16 protein-coding genes and 2 pseudogenes are annotated in these 15,130 nt (G+C 73.5%); 7 read left to right on the top strand and 11 right to left on the bottom strand.

The genetic code is table 11. The features are described from left to right. Nucleotides 1-333 precede the first annotated feature (333 nt). The 3 genes from ACZ4WV_RS00890 to pdxR form a co-directional block, all read right to left on the bottom strand. On the bottom strand, nucleotides 334-1,740 hold the full coding sequence (locus tag ACZ4WV_RS00890; protein ID WP_465741395.1) for a family 2B encapsulin nanocompartment shell protein: 1,407 nt from the start codon (nucleotides 1,738-1,740) through the stop codon (nucleotides 334-336). A gap of 507 nt (nucleotides 1,741-2,247) precedes the next feature. Continuing rightward, nucleotides 2,248-2,760: a hypothetical protein gene (locus ACZ4WV_RS00885; RefSeq protein WP_465741393.1), complete on the bottom strand. Its 513-nt coding sequence runs from the start codon at nucleotides 2,758-2,760 to the stop codon at nucleotides 2,248-2,250. Between the two features lie 194 nt (nucleotides 2,761-2,954). After that, on the bottom strand, nucleotides 2,955-4,409 hold the full coding sequence (pdxR, locus tag ACZ4WV_RS00880; protein ID WP_465741391.1) for a MocR-like pyridoxine biosynthesis transcription factor PdxR: 1,455 nt from the start codon (nucleotides 4,407-4,409) through the stop codon (nucleotides 2,955-2,957). A 375-nt stretch (nucleotides 4,410-4,784) separates the two neighbouring features. Here pdxR and ACZ4WV_RS00875 point away from each other — a divergent pair, with 375 nt between their 5' ends. Continuing rightward, nucleotides 4,785-5,375 carry a hypothetical protein gene (locus tag ACZ4WV_RS00875; protein ID WP_465741389.1) on the top strand — a complete coding sequence of 197 codons (591 nt, stop codon included), beginning with the start codon at nucleotides 4,785-4,787 and terminating at the stop codon, nucleotides 5,373-5,375. Between the two features lie 106 nt (nucleotides 5,376-5,481). On the opposite strand, the gene ACZ4WV_RS00870 is transcribed toward ACZ4WV_RS00875, so the two are convergent. After that, entirely contained in the window at nucleotides 5,482-6,000 is a 519-nt protein-coding gene (locus ACZ4WV_RS00870) for a universal stress protein (RefSeq protein ID WP_465741387.1), read from the bottom strand. Nucleotides 6,001-6,544: 544 nt separating this feature from the next. Between ACZ4WV_RS00870 and ACZ4WV_RS00865 the strand changes: the two are divergent. Beyond that, nucleotides 6,545-6,868 (top strand): annotated as a pseudogene (locus ACZ4WV_RS00865) (transglycosylase family protein); the annotation flags it as partial. Between the two features lie 131 nt (nucleotides 6,869-6,999). On the opposite strand, the gene ACZ4WV_RS00860 reads toward ACZ4WV_RS00865, so the two are convergent. Together ACZ4WV_RS00860 and ACZ4WV_RS00855 are read right to left on the bottom strand one after the other, a co-directional pair. Then, on the bottom strand, nucleotides 7,000-7,527 hold the full coding sequence (locus ACZ4WV_RS00860) for a pyridoxamine 5'-phosphate oxidase family protein (protein WP_465741385.1): 528 nt from the start codon (nucleotides 7,525-7,527) through the stop codon (nucleotides 7,000-7,002). A gap of 196 nt (nucleotides 7,528-7,723) precedes the next feature. Continuing rightward, nucleotides 7,724-8,158: a CBS domain-containing protein gene (locus tag ACZ4WV_RS00855; protein ID WP_465741383.1), complete on the bottom strand. Its 435-nt coding sequence runs from the start codon at nucleotides 8,156-8,158 to the stop codon at nucleotides 7,724-7,726. A gap of 223 nt (nucleotides 8,159-8,381) precedes the next feature. On the opposite strand from ACZ4WV_RS00855, the gene ACZ4WV_RS00850 reads away from it, so the two are divergent. The 4 genes and pseudogenes from ACZ4WV_RS00850 to ACZ4WV_RS00835 all read left to right on the top strand — a co-directional run bounded on the left by ACZ4WV_RS00850 (nucleotide 8,382) and on the right by ACZ4WV_RS00835 (nucleotide 11,761). Then, the gene (locus tag ACZ4WV_RS00850; protein ID WP_465741381.1) at nucleotides 8,382-9,266 is read left to right on the top strand and encodes a helix-turn-helix domain-containing protein; all 885 of its coding nucleotides are present in this window, start codon (nucleotides 8,382-8,384) and stop codon (nucleotides 9,264-9,266) included. A gap of 27 nt (nucleotides 9,267-9,293) precedes the next feature. Then, a complete protein-coding gene (locus tag ACZ4WV_RS00845) occupies nucleotides 9,294-9,722 on the top strand; it encodes a VOC family protein (protein ID WP_465741379.1) in 429 nt (142 codons plus the stop codon). A gap of 149 nt (nucleotides 9,723-9,871) precedes the next feature. Further along, nucleotides 9,872-10,753 (top strand): annotated as a pseudogene (gene ligD, locus ACZ4WV_RS00840) (non-homologous end-joining DNA ligase); the annotation flags it as partial. 153 nt (nucleotides 10,754-10,906) lie between these two features. Next, nucleotides 10,907-11,761, top strand: a complete 855-nt coding sequence (locus ACZ4WV_RS00835) for an ATP-dependent DNA ligase (protein WP_465741658.1) — start codon at nucleotides 10,907-10,909, stop codon at nucleotides 11,759-11,761. 39 nt (nucleotides 11,762-11,800) lie between these two features. Here ACZ4WV_RS00835 and ACZ4WV_RS00830 read toward each other — a convergent pair whose 3' ends face one another. From ACZ4WV_RS00830 to ACZ4WV_RS00815, 4 genes are all read right to left on the bottom strand, one after another. Next, on the bottom strand, nucleotides 11,801-12,388 hold the full coding sequence (locus ACZ4WV_RS00830) for a type 1 glutamine amidotransferase domain-containing protein (protein ID WP_465741377.1): 588 nt from the start codon (nucleotides 12,386-12,388) through the stop codon (nucleotides 11,801-11,803). 17 nt (nucleotides 12,389-12,405) lie between these two features. After that, nucleotides 12,406-12,702: a PRC-barrel domain containing protein gene (locus ACZ4WV_RS00825; protein WP_465741375.1), complete on the bottom strand. Its 297-nt coding sequence runs from the start codon at nucleotides 12,700-12,702 to the stop codon at nucleotides 12,406-12,408. A gap of 4 nt (nucleotides 12,703-12,706) precedes the next feature. Further along, complete coding sequence (locus ACZ4WV_RS00820; RefSeq protein WP_465741373.1) at nucleotides 12,707-13,108, bottom strand: DUF3040 domain-containing protein; 402 nt, start codon at nucleotides 13,106-13,108, stop codon at nucleotides 12,707-12,709. A 66-nt stretch (nucleotides 13,109-13,174) separates the two neighbouring features. Continuing rightward, complete coding sequence (locus ACZ4WV_RS00815; protein ID WP_465741371.1) at nucleotides 13,175-13,618, bottom strand: HAD family hydrolase; 444 nt, start codon at nucleotides 13,616-13,618, stop codon at nucleotides 13,175-13,177. 485 nt (nucleotides 13,619-14,103) lie between these two features. Between ACZ4WV_RS00815 and ACZ4WV_RS00810 the strand changes: the two genes are divergently transcribed. Then, the gene (locus tag ACZ4WV_RS00810; RefSeq protein ID WP_465741369.1) at nucleotides 14,104-14,493 is read left to right on the top strand and encodes a VOC family protein; all 390 of its coding nucleotides are present in this window, start codon (nucleotides 14,104-14,106) and stop codon (nucleotides 14,491-14,493) included. An 18-nt stretch (nucleotides 14,494-14,511) separates the two neighbouring features. Here the strand turns inward: ACZ4WV_RS00810 and ACZ4WV_RS00805 are convergent, their stop codons facing one another. Next, on the bottom strand, nucleotides 14,512-15,120 hold the full coding sequence (locus tag ACZ4WV_RS00805; protein WP_465741367.1) for a GNAT family N-acetyltransferase: 609 nt from the start codon (nucleotides 15,118-15,120) through the stop codon (nucleotides 14,512-14,514). Nucleotides 15,121-15,130: the final 10 nt, after the last annotated feature.

Raw genomic sequence — 15,130 nt, 5'->3', positions numbered from 1 at the left:
CCACCACCGTGTCGGGATATCCGTCGGAAGTGCCGACGCTGCGGCATGGGCTCCACACACCTCTCGGGTCGACTGGGGAGGACGGCACGGTCTCGGGCTGATCAGCCGGTGGAACGGTCTGAACGGCCTGAACGGCGGGAGCGGCCGGCAGGAGCGGCGGCGTTCCGGAACGGAAAGACGATCGGGGAAACGATCGGGTACGACCAGGGCCGTTCAAACGTGATTAGGCGGACGGCCCGCCGCTGCGGGCGGGCCGTCCGCCATGAGGTCAAACGATCATCACGCCAGCCGGTTACGGCCTGCGCTCACTGTTCTCCGCGCCCTGGAGGGCGTTCAGTGGCGACGGTGCGCGATCTCGACGTTCTCCAGTACGCCGACCGCGTCCGGCACCAGGATCGCGCACGAGTAGTAGGCACTGACCAGGTAGGAGATGATCGCCTTCTCGTCGATCCCCATGAAGCGGACCGACAAGGAGGGCTGGTACTCGTCCGGCAAGCCGGTCTGGTGCAGGCCGATGACGCCCTGGTTGTCCTCACCGGTACGGATGACCAGGATCGAGCTGGTGTTCTCCTTGGTGATCGGGATCTTGCTGCACGGCAGGATCGGCACACCGCGCCAGGCCGGCACCTGCTGCCCGCCGAGGTCGACGTGGTGCGGGTAGAGGCCCCGGGCGTTGAACTCGCGGCCGATCGCGGCGATGGTCCGCGGGTGGGCCAGCAGGTAGTCGGGGTCACGGCGCCGGTTGAGCAGCTCGTCCAGGTCGTCCGGGGTGGGCGGCCCGGAGTGGGTCTGGATCCGCTGGTCGAAGTCGGCGTTGTTGAGCAGGCCGAACTCCGGGTTGTTGATCATCTCGTGCTCCTGGCGTTCGCGCAGGGCCTCGATGGTCAGCCGGAGCTGGTGCTCGGTCTGGTTCATCGGCTGGTTGTAGAGGTCGGCGACGCGCGTGTGCACCTTGAGGACGGTCTGCGCGACGCTGAGCTCGTACTCGCGCGGCTTGAGCTCGTAGTCCACGAAGGCGCCGGGGAGCTCGTACTCGCCGTGGTGGCCGGCCGACATGGCGATCTCGGCCTCGCCGCGCTCGTTCTGGGCCTGCAGCGGCAGGGCCAGGAAGGCGGTCAGGTGCTCCTGGAGGCTCGGCGCGTTGTCCCGGATGCGGGCGAAGTCGTCCCGGCTCAGGGTCAGGGCGACACCGGAGGTCGTGGTCTTCGCGGTGTACTCCCAGACGGCGTCCGGGTTCAGCAGCGCGTCGTCGCCGAAGCGGTCGCCGTCGCCGGCCACGCCGACCACGGTCTCGTCGCCGTACTTGCCGGTGCCGATCTTGTTGATCTTGCCGTGCGCGATCAGGAAGATCCTGTCGGCCGCCTCGCCCTGGGTGGTGAGCACCTCGCCGGGGCCGAAGTCGACCTGCTGGCAGCGGTCGGCGAGGGCGGTCAGCACCTCCTCGTCCTCGTAGCCGCGCAGCAGCGCGAGCTCGCCCAACTCCGCCGGGATCACGCGGACCTGGGAGCCGGTCTTGATGAACTCCACCACACCGTTGCCGACGGCGTAGGTGAGCCGTCGGTTCACCCGGTACGCACCGCCGTGGGCCTCGACCCACGGGAGCACCTTGAGCAGCCAGCGGGAGGTGATCTCCTGCATCTGCGGTGCGGACTTGGTCGTGGTGGCGAGGTTGCGGGCAGCCGCCGTCGCAAGGCTCTGCTGCCGGTCCTGCTGTGTCTCCGGGCTCGTGTCCACGGACATCGGCAGGGTCTCCATTCGTGTGTTCGGATCACGCGGCCAGGGTCGTACCGCACCGCCCTGAGGCACACGCGAGCCATGGCGGATCATCAGATCCGCTTACTGATGGGGGAGTTGGCGGGTGTGGGGAGAGCAGCCGCCGTCTCCCGGCGACCCATCGGAACCCTAGATCACCAGGACCCGACCAGGCCCGTACGGGGGCCGAGTCCCCCCCGATAGGGTGAATCTCCCGCGTCCACCCCGCGCCGCCCCCAGCGCTGCGGGAACATCCGTTCCCACCTGCGATGCCCGTCCCACCAACGCCTCGGGCACCCTCGGGCCCGGCCTCGGGGACCGCACGCGCCCCGGCCGCACGGCGTCAACCCGACGCACCGGTCCGGCCGCGTCGCGCCGGGTCCGGACACGCGAAAGAGCCCGTCAGGTGTCGGCACGGGGGCGGCCGGCACCTGACGGGAGCCAGGGTGCGCAGAGGGGGATGCGCCGGAGCGGGGTGGCGGTGTCGCCGGCGGGTCAGGCGCAGGCGACCTGGGTGCCCGGGACCTCGATGATGCCCGAGTTGTTGGCCTCACCGCCGTTGTACTCGTAGTACAGGTAGGAGTAGAAGTCGATCCGGGTGTCCGCGCCGCAGACCGAGTCGGGGGCGATGGTGTAGGTGATCGTGAAGGTACTGGCGGCGCCCGGGGCGAGCGGCACGTTGTAGCGGGCGATACCGCCGTGGACGTTGTCGCTACAGCCGTTGGTCTGGGGGCCGCACGCCGTGGCGCTGAACTTGAGGCCCTGCCGCAGGCTGGTGGCGTAGGTCTCCTGGACGCTCTGGTAGACGAACTGGATCGGCGTGTCGTACGGGTTGGTGAGCGTCATGGTGATCGTGAACTCACCGCCCGGCGCGGTCGTCACGCGATCGGACACCGCCGTGATGGGCAGTGGGCTGTCGGCCCGGGCCGTTCCGGCGGAGAGGAGCAGACCGACGGCGAGGGCCGGACAGGCGGCGAGCGCCGCCCGGCTCGGATGTGTTCTGCGCATGCCCAAGGAGCGTAGGCGGCGGTACGGCTTCGACCGGCTTCCTCGGACCCAAGCCGTACCGACGCAGGAGCGGCGAGCGGACGCCGGGGACCGGTCCACCGGCGAAACGGCCCGGGGCGGCGCCCGGAGGCTCTATGCTTCGCCGCCGCCCCCGAGGCCACGACGGCCGCCCGGCACTACCGACCGCCCGTCGCTCAGGCGGCGGCCGGCAGGATGTCGCACAGCGCGGCGAGCGCCGCCGGGTAGCCATGGTCGGGCGGGGTGGCGTAGCCGACGACCAGGCCATCGGCCACCGGCATGGCCTCGGGGGTGACGGCCGGGTGGCGGAAGTCGGCGAGGCCGTCGAGGGCCAGGCCGCGCCGGGCGGCGGCCTTCAGCACCGACCGCTCGGTGCCCGGCCCCAGGCGCAGCACCGCGTGCAGTCCGGCCGCGATCCCGGAGATCTCGACGTGCGGAGCGCGCGCGGCGAGCGCGGCCACCAGCTGGTCGCGGCGGTCCCGGTAGCGGCGCCGCATCCGGCGGACGTGGCGGTCGTAGCCGCCGGAGTCGATGAACTCGGCCAGGGTCAGCTGGTCCAGGGCGCTGGCCCAGCCCTCGCGTTCGCCCTTGCCCGCGAGCACCCGGTCGACCAGGTGGTCCGGCAGGACCATCCAGCCGAGCCGCAGCGCGGGGCTGAGGCTCTTGCTGGCGCTGCCGAGGTAGACCACCCGGTCGGGATCGAGCCCCTGGACGGCACCGACCGGCTGGCGGTCGTAGCGGAACTCGCCGTCGTAGTCGTCCTCCAGCAGGAGCCCGCCGCGCCCGCGCGCCCAGTCGACCGCGGCGGCCCGGCGCCCGGCGTGCAGCGGGCCGCCGGTCGGGAACTGGTGGGCGGGGGTGAGCAGGGCCGTCCGGACGTCGGGGTGGTGCGCCAACTCGCCGACGAGCGCGCCCTGTTCGTCGATCGACAGCGGGACGGTGGTGACGCCGGCAGCGGCGAGCAGCCCGCGGTGGAAGCCCAGCCCGTACGCCTCGACGGCCAGCGGCCCCTGCTCGGCGGGCGGCAGCACCGGAGCCGCCCCGTCGAAGAGCAGCCGCAGCGCGTGGGCGAAGCCGGAACAGATGACGATCCGGTCGGGGTCGGTGCGGACCCCGCGGGCGCGGGCGAGGTAGTCGGCGAGCACGGTGCGCAGCTCGCGCCGGCCCTGTGGATGGCCGGGCCCGAAGGCCTCGTTCGGCGCGGCGGTGAGGGCCCGGCGGGCGGCGGCCAGCCAGGCGGTGCGGGGGAAGGAGGCGGCGTCGGGCTGGCCCTGGCGCAGGTCGTGGGCGGGTCCGGGCCGCACCGGGGAGCGGCGGACCCGGCTGGGCGGTGCGGGGGCGGCGCGTTCGGCGACGGTGGTGCCGGAGCCCTGACGGGCGGTCAGCCAGCCCTCGGCGACCAGTTCGGCGTAGGCCTCGGCGGCGGTGTTGCGGGCCAGGCCGAGGTCGGCGGCGAGGGCACGGTACGGGGGCAGCCGGGTGCCGGGGGCGAGTCTGCCGCTGCGGATCGCCTCGCGCAGCGCGGCCATCAGCGCGGCGCGGCGACCACCGGTGGCGGGGAGGTCGAGGTGCAGGTCGTTGCCGGTCGGGCGGGCCGGCTCGGTGGGGTGCGCGCCCGGCGTTTCCGTCATGGTCACGCACCCTACCCGCCGCCCTTACCCCGTCCTCCGGGCGGTCGGACCGATGGCACGGGCCCGTCCGGCGCGGCCCCCGAAGGGGTGTTTCCGTCACCGCCACCGAACTCGCCCGCCACCGCTCCGGAGCCGTGGTATCGAAATCCGTTCCCGGAATTCCGCACTTCCGTCCCGAATTTCCCAGTGGCCACTGATTTCCCAGGAGAATCAGGAGAAATCCGGTGCTATTTATGCATTTATCGCTCGTTCGAGTGAAGCCAATTGGGTGTGCGCTTGCACATTACGACACCGGGAATCAACCGGACAGTTCGCCAGGACGATGAAGATCCTGTACGAATTACCCTGCTCCCGGAAGAAGACGGCGGGTAAGCGATGCAGCCCAACACGCTCGACGACATCGTCAATTCCATCAAAAAGGGCGAGCCGGTCGTCCTCGTCCACAAGGCCACCGGCGGCTACGCCCGGCGCGACGGGGACCTGCAGATCGTCGCCACTCCCATCACCAGCAGCGACGGTCTCGTCAAGGCCCACGCCCACTACCTCCGCATGGACCTGGGCGCGCAGCACAAGGGAAACAACCTGTACACCTTCCAGAGCCTCCAGGTGGACGCCCAGGGGCACCCGGTGGACAGCAATCCGGTCATGCTGAGCGCCAATTCCGGCGACATCAGCGCGGGGATCGTCTGGGCCCGCAAGAAGAAGATCGAGGACGACCCGACCGACAAGGAAGCCAAGGCCCAGTACTGGTACGTCATCCCGCAGGACTGCGGAGGCTACGCCATCCTCTCCTACCTGGACCCGGTGTGGGCGCTGGGGCTGATGGACAAGTCCGACAAGCTTCCGTCCTGCGGACGTCCCGTCCAGACGATCTACGCGGTGATCCCCGTCATCTGCCGCTGGGACATCATCGCCCCCAAGCCGGACAAGGAATGCATCCGCAACGACAAGATCCCCCAGGTCTGATCCCGCCACGGCGCCTCGACGTCCGTGGCCGGGGCCGCCGGCCATCACCGTGTTCCGCGCGCTTCCAGGAGGAGCGCGCGGGACACGCCGCTTTCCGGGCCCCCGGCTAGGGGATGACGGTCACCGGCCAGCGGCCGGCCTTGACCAGTCGGACGGCGACCGAGCCGATCACCTTGTGCCCGGCCTGTTCGGACACGCCGACCACGACCGCGTCGGCGCGCAGCTCGTCGGCGAGCTTGGCCAGGCCGGTGTACGGGTCGCCGCGCATGGTCAGGAAGCGCCACTCCACCTTCCACACCTCGCGGACCCGCTGCTCGGCCTCGCGCAGGGCGATCAACAGCTCGTCGGCGATCTCCTGCGTGGTCTCCTCCACCGCGGCCCCGGCCAGGGCGGTCGCGGCGCCGAGTATCGGCTGGACGTAGGCCACGGCGAGGACGGCGCCCTGGCGGCGGGCGAGTCCGGCGGCGTAGGCGGTGGCGCGCCAGGAGGAGTCGGAGCCGTCCAGGCCCGCCAGGATCACCTGGGGCCCGTCGGTGCCCAGTTCGAAGCCGGCAGGGGCGGCCGCGACCTCGTGGTCCTCGTCGCCGACGGCCCCGGTGTCGGCCGCATCGCTCTCGTTGCTCATGGGCCGAAGGCTATGCCCGCCACTGCGGGTGAGCGTGGCGGGCACTCCGGGTGAGGGCTGTGGCGCGGGCCACCCGGGCGTGATCGCGGACCGCCCGTTCCGGCACCGGCGGCGCGGTGAGTGCTCACGCGCTGTCGATCGTGTGCGCGGCCTCACACGACCTCCGGGGTGACGGCGGCCACTTCCAGGGCTGTTTTGATCTTGCAAACAGGACGAAATAGGGCCAAATCATCCCTTTTTCTAGATCAATACCTTCGGTAACAGGCCGCTGACGTGCTCAAACCTCCGAATCCTTGAAACCGCCACAAAGGCCCCCGTACCTTCGAACTCGTTGCACCGAGCGATCCGCTCCGGCCGGGCCCCGAGGCCCCCGAGCGGGACGGTGCAGGACCACGCGAGCGACGTGTCCCCGAAACCGACGGCCTTCCGAGGGCCTGGTTCCGCGTGCTCGCAGACGCCCTCCGAGAGGACCTCCATGACTTTCCGTAACGAGACCACCGCTGCCACCGCCATTGCCACCCCGAAGCGCCGCAACCGCGTCCGGATGGCTCTGATGGCCGGGGCGCTCACCGCCCTGCCGGTGGCCGGCCTCGTCACGGCCACCAGCGCCTCCGCCGCTCCGGCCACGGTCTGGGACAAGGTCGCCGCCTGCGAGGCGACCGGCAACTGGGCCATCAACTCCGGCAACGGCTTCTACGGCGGCCTGCAGTTCACCTCCAGCACCTGGGCGGCCTTCGGCGGCACCTCCTTCGCCCCGCGCGCCGACCTGGCCACCAAGGACCAGCAGATCTCCGTCGGCGAGAAGGTCCTCGCCGCCCAGGGCCCGGGCGCCTGGCCGATCTGTTCCGTCAAGGCCGGCCTGACCAAGTAAGGCCCCGCGCACGCGCACGCTGCCGCCGCATCCCACCACGGGGTGCGGCGGCTTCGTCGCATCAACGCGCCACCCCACCAGGCGGGTCGCTACGTCAGGCGGGTCGGCGCGTCAGGCAGGGGTGCGCGTCAGGCGACGGGCCGGGGCGGGAGCGGCAGCGGGACGGCGGGCAGGCCGTCGATGCTGGTGGCCACCAGCGGCTTGCGCTCGCAGTAGGCGCTGAACTCCTCCTCGTCCTTGCGGTCGAAGTACTGGGCGTGCAACTCCCGGTCGGCGCGGTAGTCCATGAACGGCACCGCGTAGCCGCAGGAGTCGCTGACCCGGTCGGCCCTGACCAGCACGATCGCGCGCAGCCCGGAGCCGTCCGCGGCGGGGTCGAAGTGGTCGAGGAGTTCGGCGAAGCGCGGGTCGTCGCGGAAGACGGGCTCGCCGCGGCCGTGCACCCGCACGACGGTGGGCGGCCCCTCGAAGGCGCACCACATCAGGGTGATCCGGCCGTTCTCCCGCAGATGGGCGACGGTCTCGGCCTGCGAGCCGCCGAAGTCCAGGTAGGCGACGGTGAGTTCGTCGATCACGGCGAGGGTGCCGGAGCGGCCCTTGGGCGAGATGTTGACGTGGCCGTCGGCGGCCAGCGGCGCGGTCGCGACGAAGTACACGGGCTACCGTTCGATGAACTGCCGCAACCGGCCGTCGATGCGTTCGTACTGCTTTCCCATGGGGCGATTGTGCCCGCATCTCGATCTTCGAGAAAGGGAGATCCACGCCCTGAGACGGATTCGGACGGCCACCGGGGCGGCGACGCCCCGGTGGCACCGGCGGCATGAGAACAACGGCTGCCGCTGCCGGCGGAGGTCAGCGCATCATGTAGACGCTGTCCATGAATTCGATGATCTGCTGGTCCGTCAGCCGCTGGCCGTCGCGGTGGCCCATCGCCAGGTCGGCCTCGCTGATCATGCCGACCAGCCGCTCACCGTCGATCACCGGGATCCGGCGGATCTGGTGCTGCTCCATCTTCTTCAGCACCGCGTCCATGCTGTCGTCGGCGCGCACGCAGTGCAGGTGCCCGGCCAGGTCCATCGCCGTCATCTCGGCCGGGTCCTTGCCCTCGGCCAGACAGCGCACCACGATGTCGCGGTCGGTGATGATGCCGTGCAGCTTCTGGTCGTCGCCGCAGATCGGCAGCGCGCCCACGTTCATGTCGCGCATCATTCGCGCGGCCTCGTCCAGCGTCTGGTGGGCGCCGATGCACTGGGCGCCGGTGTGCATGATGTCTCGGGCAGTGGTCACGGGGACTCCTTCGTCGGTTGACCCCCCGACGTTCTCCCCCTCCGGTCTCCCTCCGGCCTCCCCCACCGGTCCCCCCGGGCGGCCACCGAGCCGCCGAACGGCATGTTCGTGGTGTGACCGTGCCATCACCATAGGCAACACCGCGCCCACCCGCGACCGCGACCACCGGCCCCGCACCGGCCGCCCTCGGGGTCCGTCCGCGCGCGGCGCCGATACTGGAGGGGTGACGACGGAAACCGCCGCTCCCGTCGACGAGGCCGTGCGCGCCCGGCCCGCGACCGCGCTGCGCCCGTACGTGGGCTGGTACTCCGGCTACCGACAGCGCGGCCTCGCCCCCGCCGTGCACCGCGGCCTGCCCTCGCCGTACCTGACGTTCATCCTGACCCTGGACGAACCGCTGGTGATCGCCGCGCACCCCGACCCCGGTCAGCCGCCCGGCAGCTACCCGACCCTGCTCGGCGGCCTGCACACCACGCCCGCGCTGATCACCCACGAAGGCGCGCAGTCGGGCGTGCAGATCGCCGTGCACCCGCTCGCCGCCCGCGCACTGTTCGGCCTGCCTGCCGGGGAGCTGGCCGGGATCGACGTCCCCCTGGAGCACGTGCTCGGCCGGCTCGGCCCGCGCCTGCACGAGCAGCTGCAGGCCGCGGGCAGCTGGGCGGAACGGTTCGCCGTGCTGGACGGGGCGCTGCTCCGGGCCGCCCGGCCGTCCGGGCGGGTGCCGCCGGAGGTGGGCTCGGCCTGGCGGGCGCTGCGGCGCAGCGGCGGCGCGCTGCCGGTGGCGGAGCTGGCCCGGGAGACCGGCTGGAGCGCCCGGCACCTCCAGCAGCGGTTCCGCCGGGAGACCGGGCTCACCCCCAAGGCCGCCGCCCGGGTGATCCGCTTCGACCAGGCCCGGCACCTGCTCGCCGCCGGCTCCCCGCCGCCCCGGCTGGCGGAACTGGCCGCCCGCTGCGGGTACTTCGACCAGGCGCATCTGGCCCGCGAGTTCCGCGCGCTGGCCGGTTGCGCGCCGAGCGCCTGGCTGGCGGCGGAGGGGCCGGAGACGGTGAAGTTCCGAAACGTCCAAGGCGGGGCGGCCGGGGCGGTCGCAGAGTGGGAGGCGTAGTGGTCCCCACCCGAGGAGGAGAGAACCATGGACACCAGGACCCCCGCCCCGCAGGTCTGGCCGACCTTCCGCGCGCGCGACGCCCGCGCGCTGATCCGCTTCCTGGAGGACGCGTTCGGCTTCCGTGAGGTGGTCAGCTACGGGGAGGGCGACTTCGTCGCCCACGCCGAACTGGCCTGGCCGGAGGGCGGCGGCGTGATGCTCGGCTCCGACCGCGAGGCCGCCGAGGACGGCAAGGGCCGGCCGGCCCGCCCCGGCTCCTTCAGCGCGTACGTGGTCACCGCCGACCCGGACGCCGTGCACGCCCGCGCCGTGGCCGCGGGCGCCCGGATCACCACGGCGTTGCACCAGACCGACTACGGCTCGCGCGACTTCGCCGCCGCGGACCCGGAGGGCAACCACTGGTACTTCGGCACCTACCCGGGCTCGCCCCGGCCCGAGGGCCCGCGGGAGTGACCCCTGGGCGGGCGCCGGTGGACCGGCTGCGGGCGCTCTGCCTGGGACTGGCGGAGGTCGAGGAGCCGGAGGGACGGCCCCGGGCGGTGACGGCCGCGGCAGGGCAGACTGGCTGCGGGGGCCACCTCAGGAGGCTTCGGAGACGGCCCATGCCGCAGATGACGGTGGACGGGCGCACCCTCGCGCTGTCCCACCTCGACAAGGTGTACTACCCGCGCACCGGCACCCCCAAGGGCGAGGTGCTGCGCTACTACGCCGCCGTGCACACCGCCCTGCTCCCCCACCTGCACGACCGCCCGGTCTCCTTCCTGCGCTGCCCGGACGGAGTCGAGGCGGAGGTGTTCGTCGCCAAGAACCCGCCGCCCGGCACCCCCGACTGGGTGCGCACGGTGGAGGTGCCCAGCACCAGTGGCGACCTGCGCCAGGTGGTGCTGGAGAACGGCGCGGCGCTGCTCGCGGTCGCCAATCTGGGCTGCTTGGAGCTGCACGTCCCGCAGTGGCACGCCGCCGCCCCCGGCCTGGCCGACCGCCTGGTCCTGGACCTCGACCCGGGCGAGGGGGCGGACGTGCTCACCTGCCGGGCGGTCGCGCTGCTGCTGCGCGAGCGGCTGGCGGCGGACGGCCTGACGGCCTGGGTGAAGACCTCCGGCTCCAAGGGCCTGCACCTGATGGTCCCGCTCGAGCCGACGCCCAGCGCCAAGGTCTCCGCGTACGCGAAGGCGCTCGCCGCCGCCCTGGAGGCCGAGCACCCGGAGCTGGTGGTGCACACCATGGCCAAGGCGCGGCGCCGGGGCCGGGTGCTGGTCGACTGGTCGCAGAACAACGCCAAGAAGACCACCGCCGCGCCGTACACCCTGCGCGCCCGGCCGCAGCCGACGGTCTCCGCGCCGCTCTCCTGGGCCGAGCTGGAGCGGGCTCGGGGGGAGGCCGATCTGCTCCTCACCCTCGCCGAGGTCCCCGACCGCCTGGCGGCCGACGGCGACCTGTTCGCGCCGCTGCTGGATCCGGAGCGGGCCCGGCCGCTGCCCGGCGCACCCAGCCGGTCGGCCACAGCGGACCGGTCGGCCGCATCGGGTGGCGCGGCAGCGGCGAGCCGCTCGACCGCGGCGAAGTCGTCGACCGCAGCCGAGTCGTCGGCAGCGTCCGAACGGCCCCGCCAGGTGGTGCAGCCGCCCGTCGAGGTGATGCGTCCGACCGCCGTCCCCGCCGTCCCGCCCGCTGACGGCCTGGGCGGGGGCGGAGTGCAGTACGAGCTGAAGCTGGACGGCTTCCGGTGCGTCGCCTTCGCCCGCGGTGACCGGCCTGCCGTCCTCCAGTCCCGCAGCGGCCGCGACCTCGCGCCGGAGTTCCCGCCGATCGCCGCCGCCGTCGCCCGGCTGCCCGAGGGGCTGGTGCTGGACGCCGAACTCGTCGCCTGGCGCTCGGGCCGGTTCGCCTTCGAGGAGCTGTTGCACACCCGTCAGGCCCGGGCGGCCGCGTCGGACGTCGCCCTCGGGCTGATCGCCTTCGACCTGCTCGCCCTGCCGGGCCGCGACGTCCGCCGCCTCCCGCTCACCGACCGCCGCCGGCTGCTGCTCGCCGCCCTGGCCGACGTCCCGCCGCCGATCCAGCCGGTGATGGCCACCACGGACCGGGCGGAGGCCCTGGAGTGGATGGCGCAGCTGGCCGACATCGGCGTGGAGGGCCTGGTCTGCAAGGCCGCCGGCTCGCCCTACAGCCCGCGCGGCGCGGGCCGCGTCTGGGTCAAGTACCGCCGCAGCGACACCGTGGACGCCACCGTCCGTGCGCTCACCGGCCCGGCCACCCGCCCGCACGCGCTGGTGGTCCGCTTGGACGACGACAGAGTGCTGCTGACCACCCCCCGGCTCACCCCCATACAGGCCCGCGAACTCGCCGAGGCCGCCGCCCCGCTCCTCGGGCCGCCCGCCGTCGACCCCGACCACGGACCGGTCCACCCCCTCACCGCGCCCCTGCGCGCGGAACTCACCCTCACCGGCCGGCCGCCGACCGCCACCTTCGTCCGGCTGCGCGGGGACTGAGCGTCCGCGTCGGACGGCGCCCTCAACCGGGTGGGCGCCTCACACCCGGTGCCGCTTCGCCGTCGCGTGGACGAACTCGGTGACCAGCGCGTCGTCGAACACCGGCAGGTCCCCCGGCTTGCGGCTGGTCACCAGCACGCCGGGCCCGTCACGGCAGACGCACACCTCCTCGTCGACCCAGTGGGCGCCCGCGTTCACCAGGTCGGTGCGCAGGCTCGGCCACGAGGTGAGGGTGCGGCCGCGCACAGCCTCGGCCTCGATCAGGGTCCAGGGCGCGTGGCAGATCGCCGCGACCGGACGGCCCGCGGCGCAGCAGGAGTGCACGAACGCGACCGCCGCCCGGTCCACCCGGAGGTGGTCCGGGTTGGCGAGGCCGCCGGGCAGGACGAGCCCGTCGAACCCGGCCGGATCCGCCTCCGCCACCAGGCCGTCCACCGCGAAGGTGCCCCCGGGCGTGTGGTGCCGGACGGCTTGCACCCGCCCCTCGGCGGTGGACAGCAGCCGCGGCGTGCCACCCGCCTCGGCGACCGCCTGCCACGGCTCGGTCAGTTCCTCCTGCTCCACGCCGTACGGGGCGACCAGGAAGGCGATCGTCCGACCGGAGAGGGTGATGGTCGGCCAGCCCATGGCGCGGCAGCCCGGACTCAGCGCGGGCGGGGCGCGGTCAGGTCCTCGACGACCGACGGGACGGAACTGAGCCGCGCCCGAGGGCAGTCGAGGTGAACGGCCAGGTCCAGGTGGTCGATCCGGGCGACCAGACCGACCGGGACGGGCACCCGGGCACCGGGCACCCAGGTGGACGCGTCGACCAGCAGGTGGTCCCCGGCGTCCTGCTCCACCCGGCCGAGCGGGCCGTCGGTGGCGTGCACCTCGTACCCGGCCAGGCTGAGGTCGGCGGCGGGATGGGATCCCGGCCGGTACTCCCACAGGTCGGTGTTCATGGGCTCATGCCTCCGGTCGGTCCCAGGGGCGGCGGTCACGCCGCTGCGCCCGGTCCGGGTCGAGGGGATCGCCGCCGCCAACGCCCCGGCGCCGCCGCAGCAGCTCCGAACCGGCGACCGCGGCCGCCACCGAGGCCGTCCAGACCACCCCGAGGGCGACGAGCACGGCGGTGGTCGGCGTCCGGACGCCGATGCTGAGACAGAGCGCAGTCATCACCAGGGCGGTCAGCAGCACCCCGGCGGAGATCCGGCGGACGACACCCCGCAACGCGCCCAGGACCCGGCTCGGCCGCTTGGCACCCATGGTGCTCAGCTTCCGGTCGAGGCGTGCGTCATCCCGGCGCAGATCGGACTCGATCTCCTCGAGGAGCCGCCGCTCCCATCCGCTCAACGCGGGTCCGTCCATCTCGGTCACCTCCGACATTCCGGTGACATGCCTCGCATCCGGGCGGTTGCCCGGTACGGGCCTGCGTCAACCGCTCCGGGGACCGCCCGTTCCGGCGCCCACGCGGCCGAAGGCCCGCGGGCGGGCGAGCAGGCTGTCGTCCAGGACACGCAGCAGGGCGGCGGCGTCACGGTGGACCTCGGCCGCGCCGGCCGCCCGCAGCTCGGGACCGGCGTCCCCACCGGTCTCCAGGGCGACGCAGGGCAACCCGCCCCGCCGCGCCGCCCGCACCTCGCGCACGCTCCCGGCGACGGCCACGGCGTGCGAGGGCGCGCCGTCCACCAGCTCCAGCGCCGCCCGCACCGCGTCGCCACCGGGGTCGGCCACGGTCAGGGCGGGCACCCCGGCCGGACCGGGCCCGGTCAGCACGACCGTCCAGCCCCGGGCGGCGCACTCGCCGAGCAGCTCGGCGCCACCGGGCAGCCCGGGCCGCCAGTCGGTACCGAACACCGCCGCGGAGATCACCGTCATGGCCACCGCTCCCGTACGTCCGTTCGCAGGCCGCGCACCGAATGCGCCCTTCCAGGTTAGGCCGCCTCAGGGCCAGGCGCTGCCTTCCCGGGGCCGGGATCCGCCCGCGTGCGACACCGCTCGCCCGGCAGTCGGGGGCGCGCACTCCGGCGGTGCGGAAGCGGTCGGAAGCGGGGAGAGTCGCGCGGCGGTGTTCGCGCGCGCCGACTGCGTTGCGGAGCCGAGCAGACCGGCAACCGAGGTGGCGGTGCCACCGCACGCCCACCGGGGGGCGGCTGACGGCGCCCGGTGGGCGTGCCGCCCGGGACGCGCGCCGCCGAAGCGGAAGCCTGCCGACCCGCGAAGAGCGGGACGACGACCCGCCGCCTGCTGCTCCGCCGCCTCGCCCGACTGCCCGGAGTCCGGCAGCCCCGGTTGCGCGCGATCTACGATCGGGGCGGCGACGGCCGCCGTCACGTCAGTAGCGCACCCCGAAAGGCCGGCTCATGAGGATCAACCTGACCAGTGTCTTCGTCGACGACCAGGACAAGGCCCTGCGCTTCTACACGGAGATGCTGGGCTTCGTGAAGAAGGAGGAGGTGCCGCTCGGCGGGCACCGCTGGCTCACGGTGGTCTCGCCCGAACAGCCCGACGGCACCAAACTGCTGCTGGAGCCCGACGTCCACCCCGCCGTCAAGCCCTACAAGGCGGCGCTGGTCGCCGACGGCATTCCGGCCGCCTCGTTCGCCGTCGACAACGTGCACGGGGAGTACGAGCGGCTGCACCGGCTCGGGGTGCGCTTCACCCAGGAGCCGCTGGCGACCGGCCCGGTGACTGTCGCCGTGCTGGACGACACCTGCGGCAACCTCATCCAACTCGCCCAGTACCACCGCTGATCGCCGGGCGGTCCGCGGTCAGGCGAGGGCCGGGTCCGGGTCGGTGGCGAGGCGGGCGTGCAGGTGTTCGTCGGTGTAGGGGTTGTCGCCGTAGCGGTAGGAGGCGCGCAGGGTGCCCTCGTAGGGGAAGCCCGCGCGGGTGGCGACCCGGCAGGACGCGTGGTTGTCGACGTCGTGGTAGAGCTCGATCCGGCGGGCACCGGCGCTGCGGACGCCCCAGCGGGTGGCGGCGGCGGTGGCCCGGGTGGCGAGGCCCCGGCCTCGGGCGGCGGCGAGCAGCCAGTAGCCGACCATCGTGACGCCGTGGGCCCGGTCCGTCCAGCGGAGGGCGATGTTGCCGCACAGGGTGCCGTCGGCGGTGTCGACGATGGCGAAGGACGCGGTGGTGCCCGCGGCCCAGCGGGTGTCGGCGCGGTCGAGGTAGGCCTCGGCACCGGCCGGGTCGGCCGCGTCGCGCAGCGGGTTCCAGCGGGCGATCTCCGGGTCGGCCGCGGCCGCGATTACGGCGGCGACGGTGCCTCCGGCCAGGTCCAGGGAGCGGCCCCACGGGCGCAGCCGGACGTCGCCCAGGTCGATGACGGCCGGCTCGAAGAGGCGCCGGTCGGTCGCGTCGTCGCTGATGGTCACCCCGCTTTCC

It is taken from the genome of Kitasatospora sp. NPDC029312, assembly GCF_055569215.1.
Note: the sequence above shows the minus strand (reverse complement) of the source record. Positions and strands in the feature narration are given on the sequence as shown.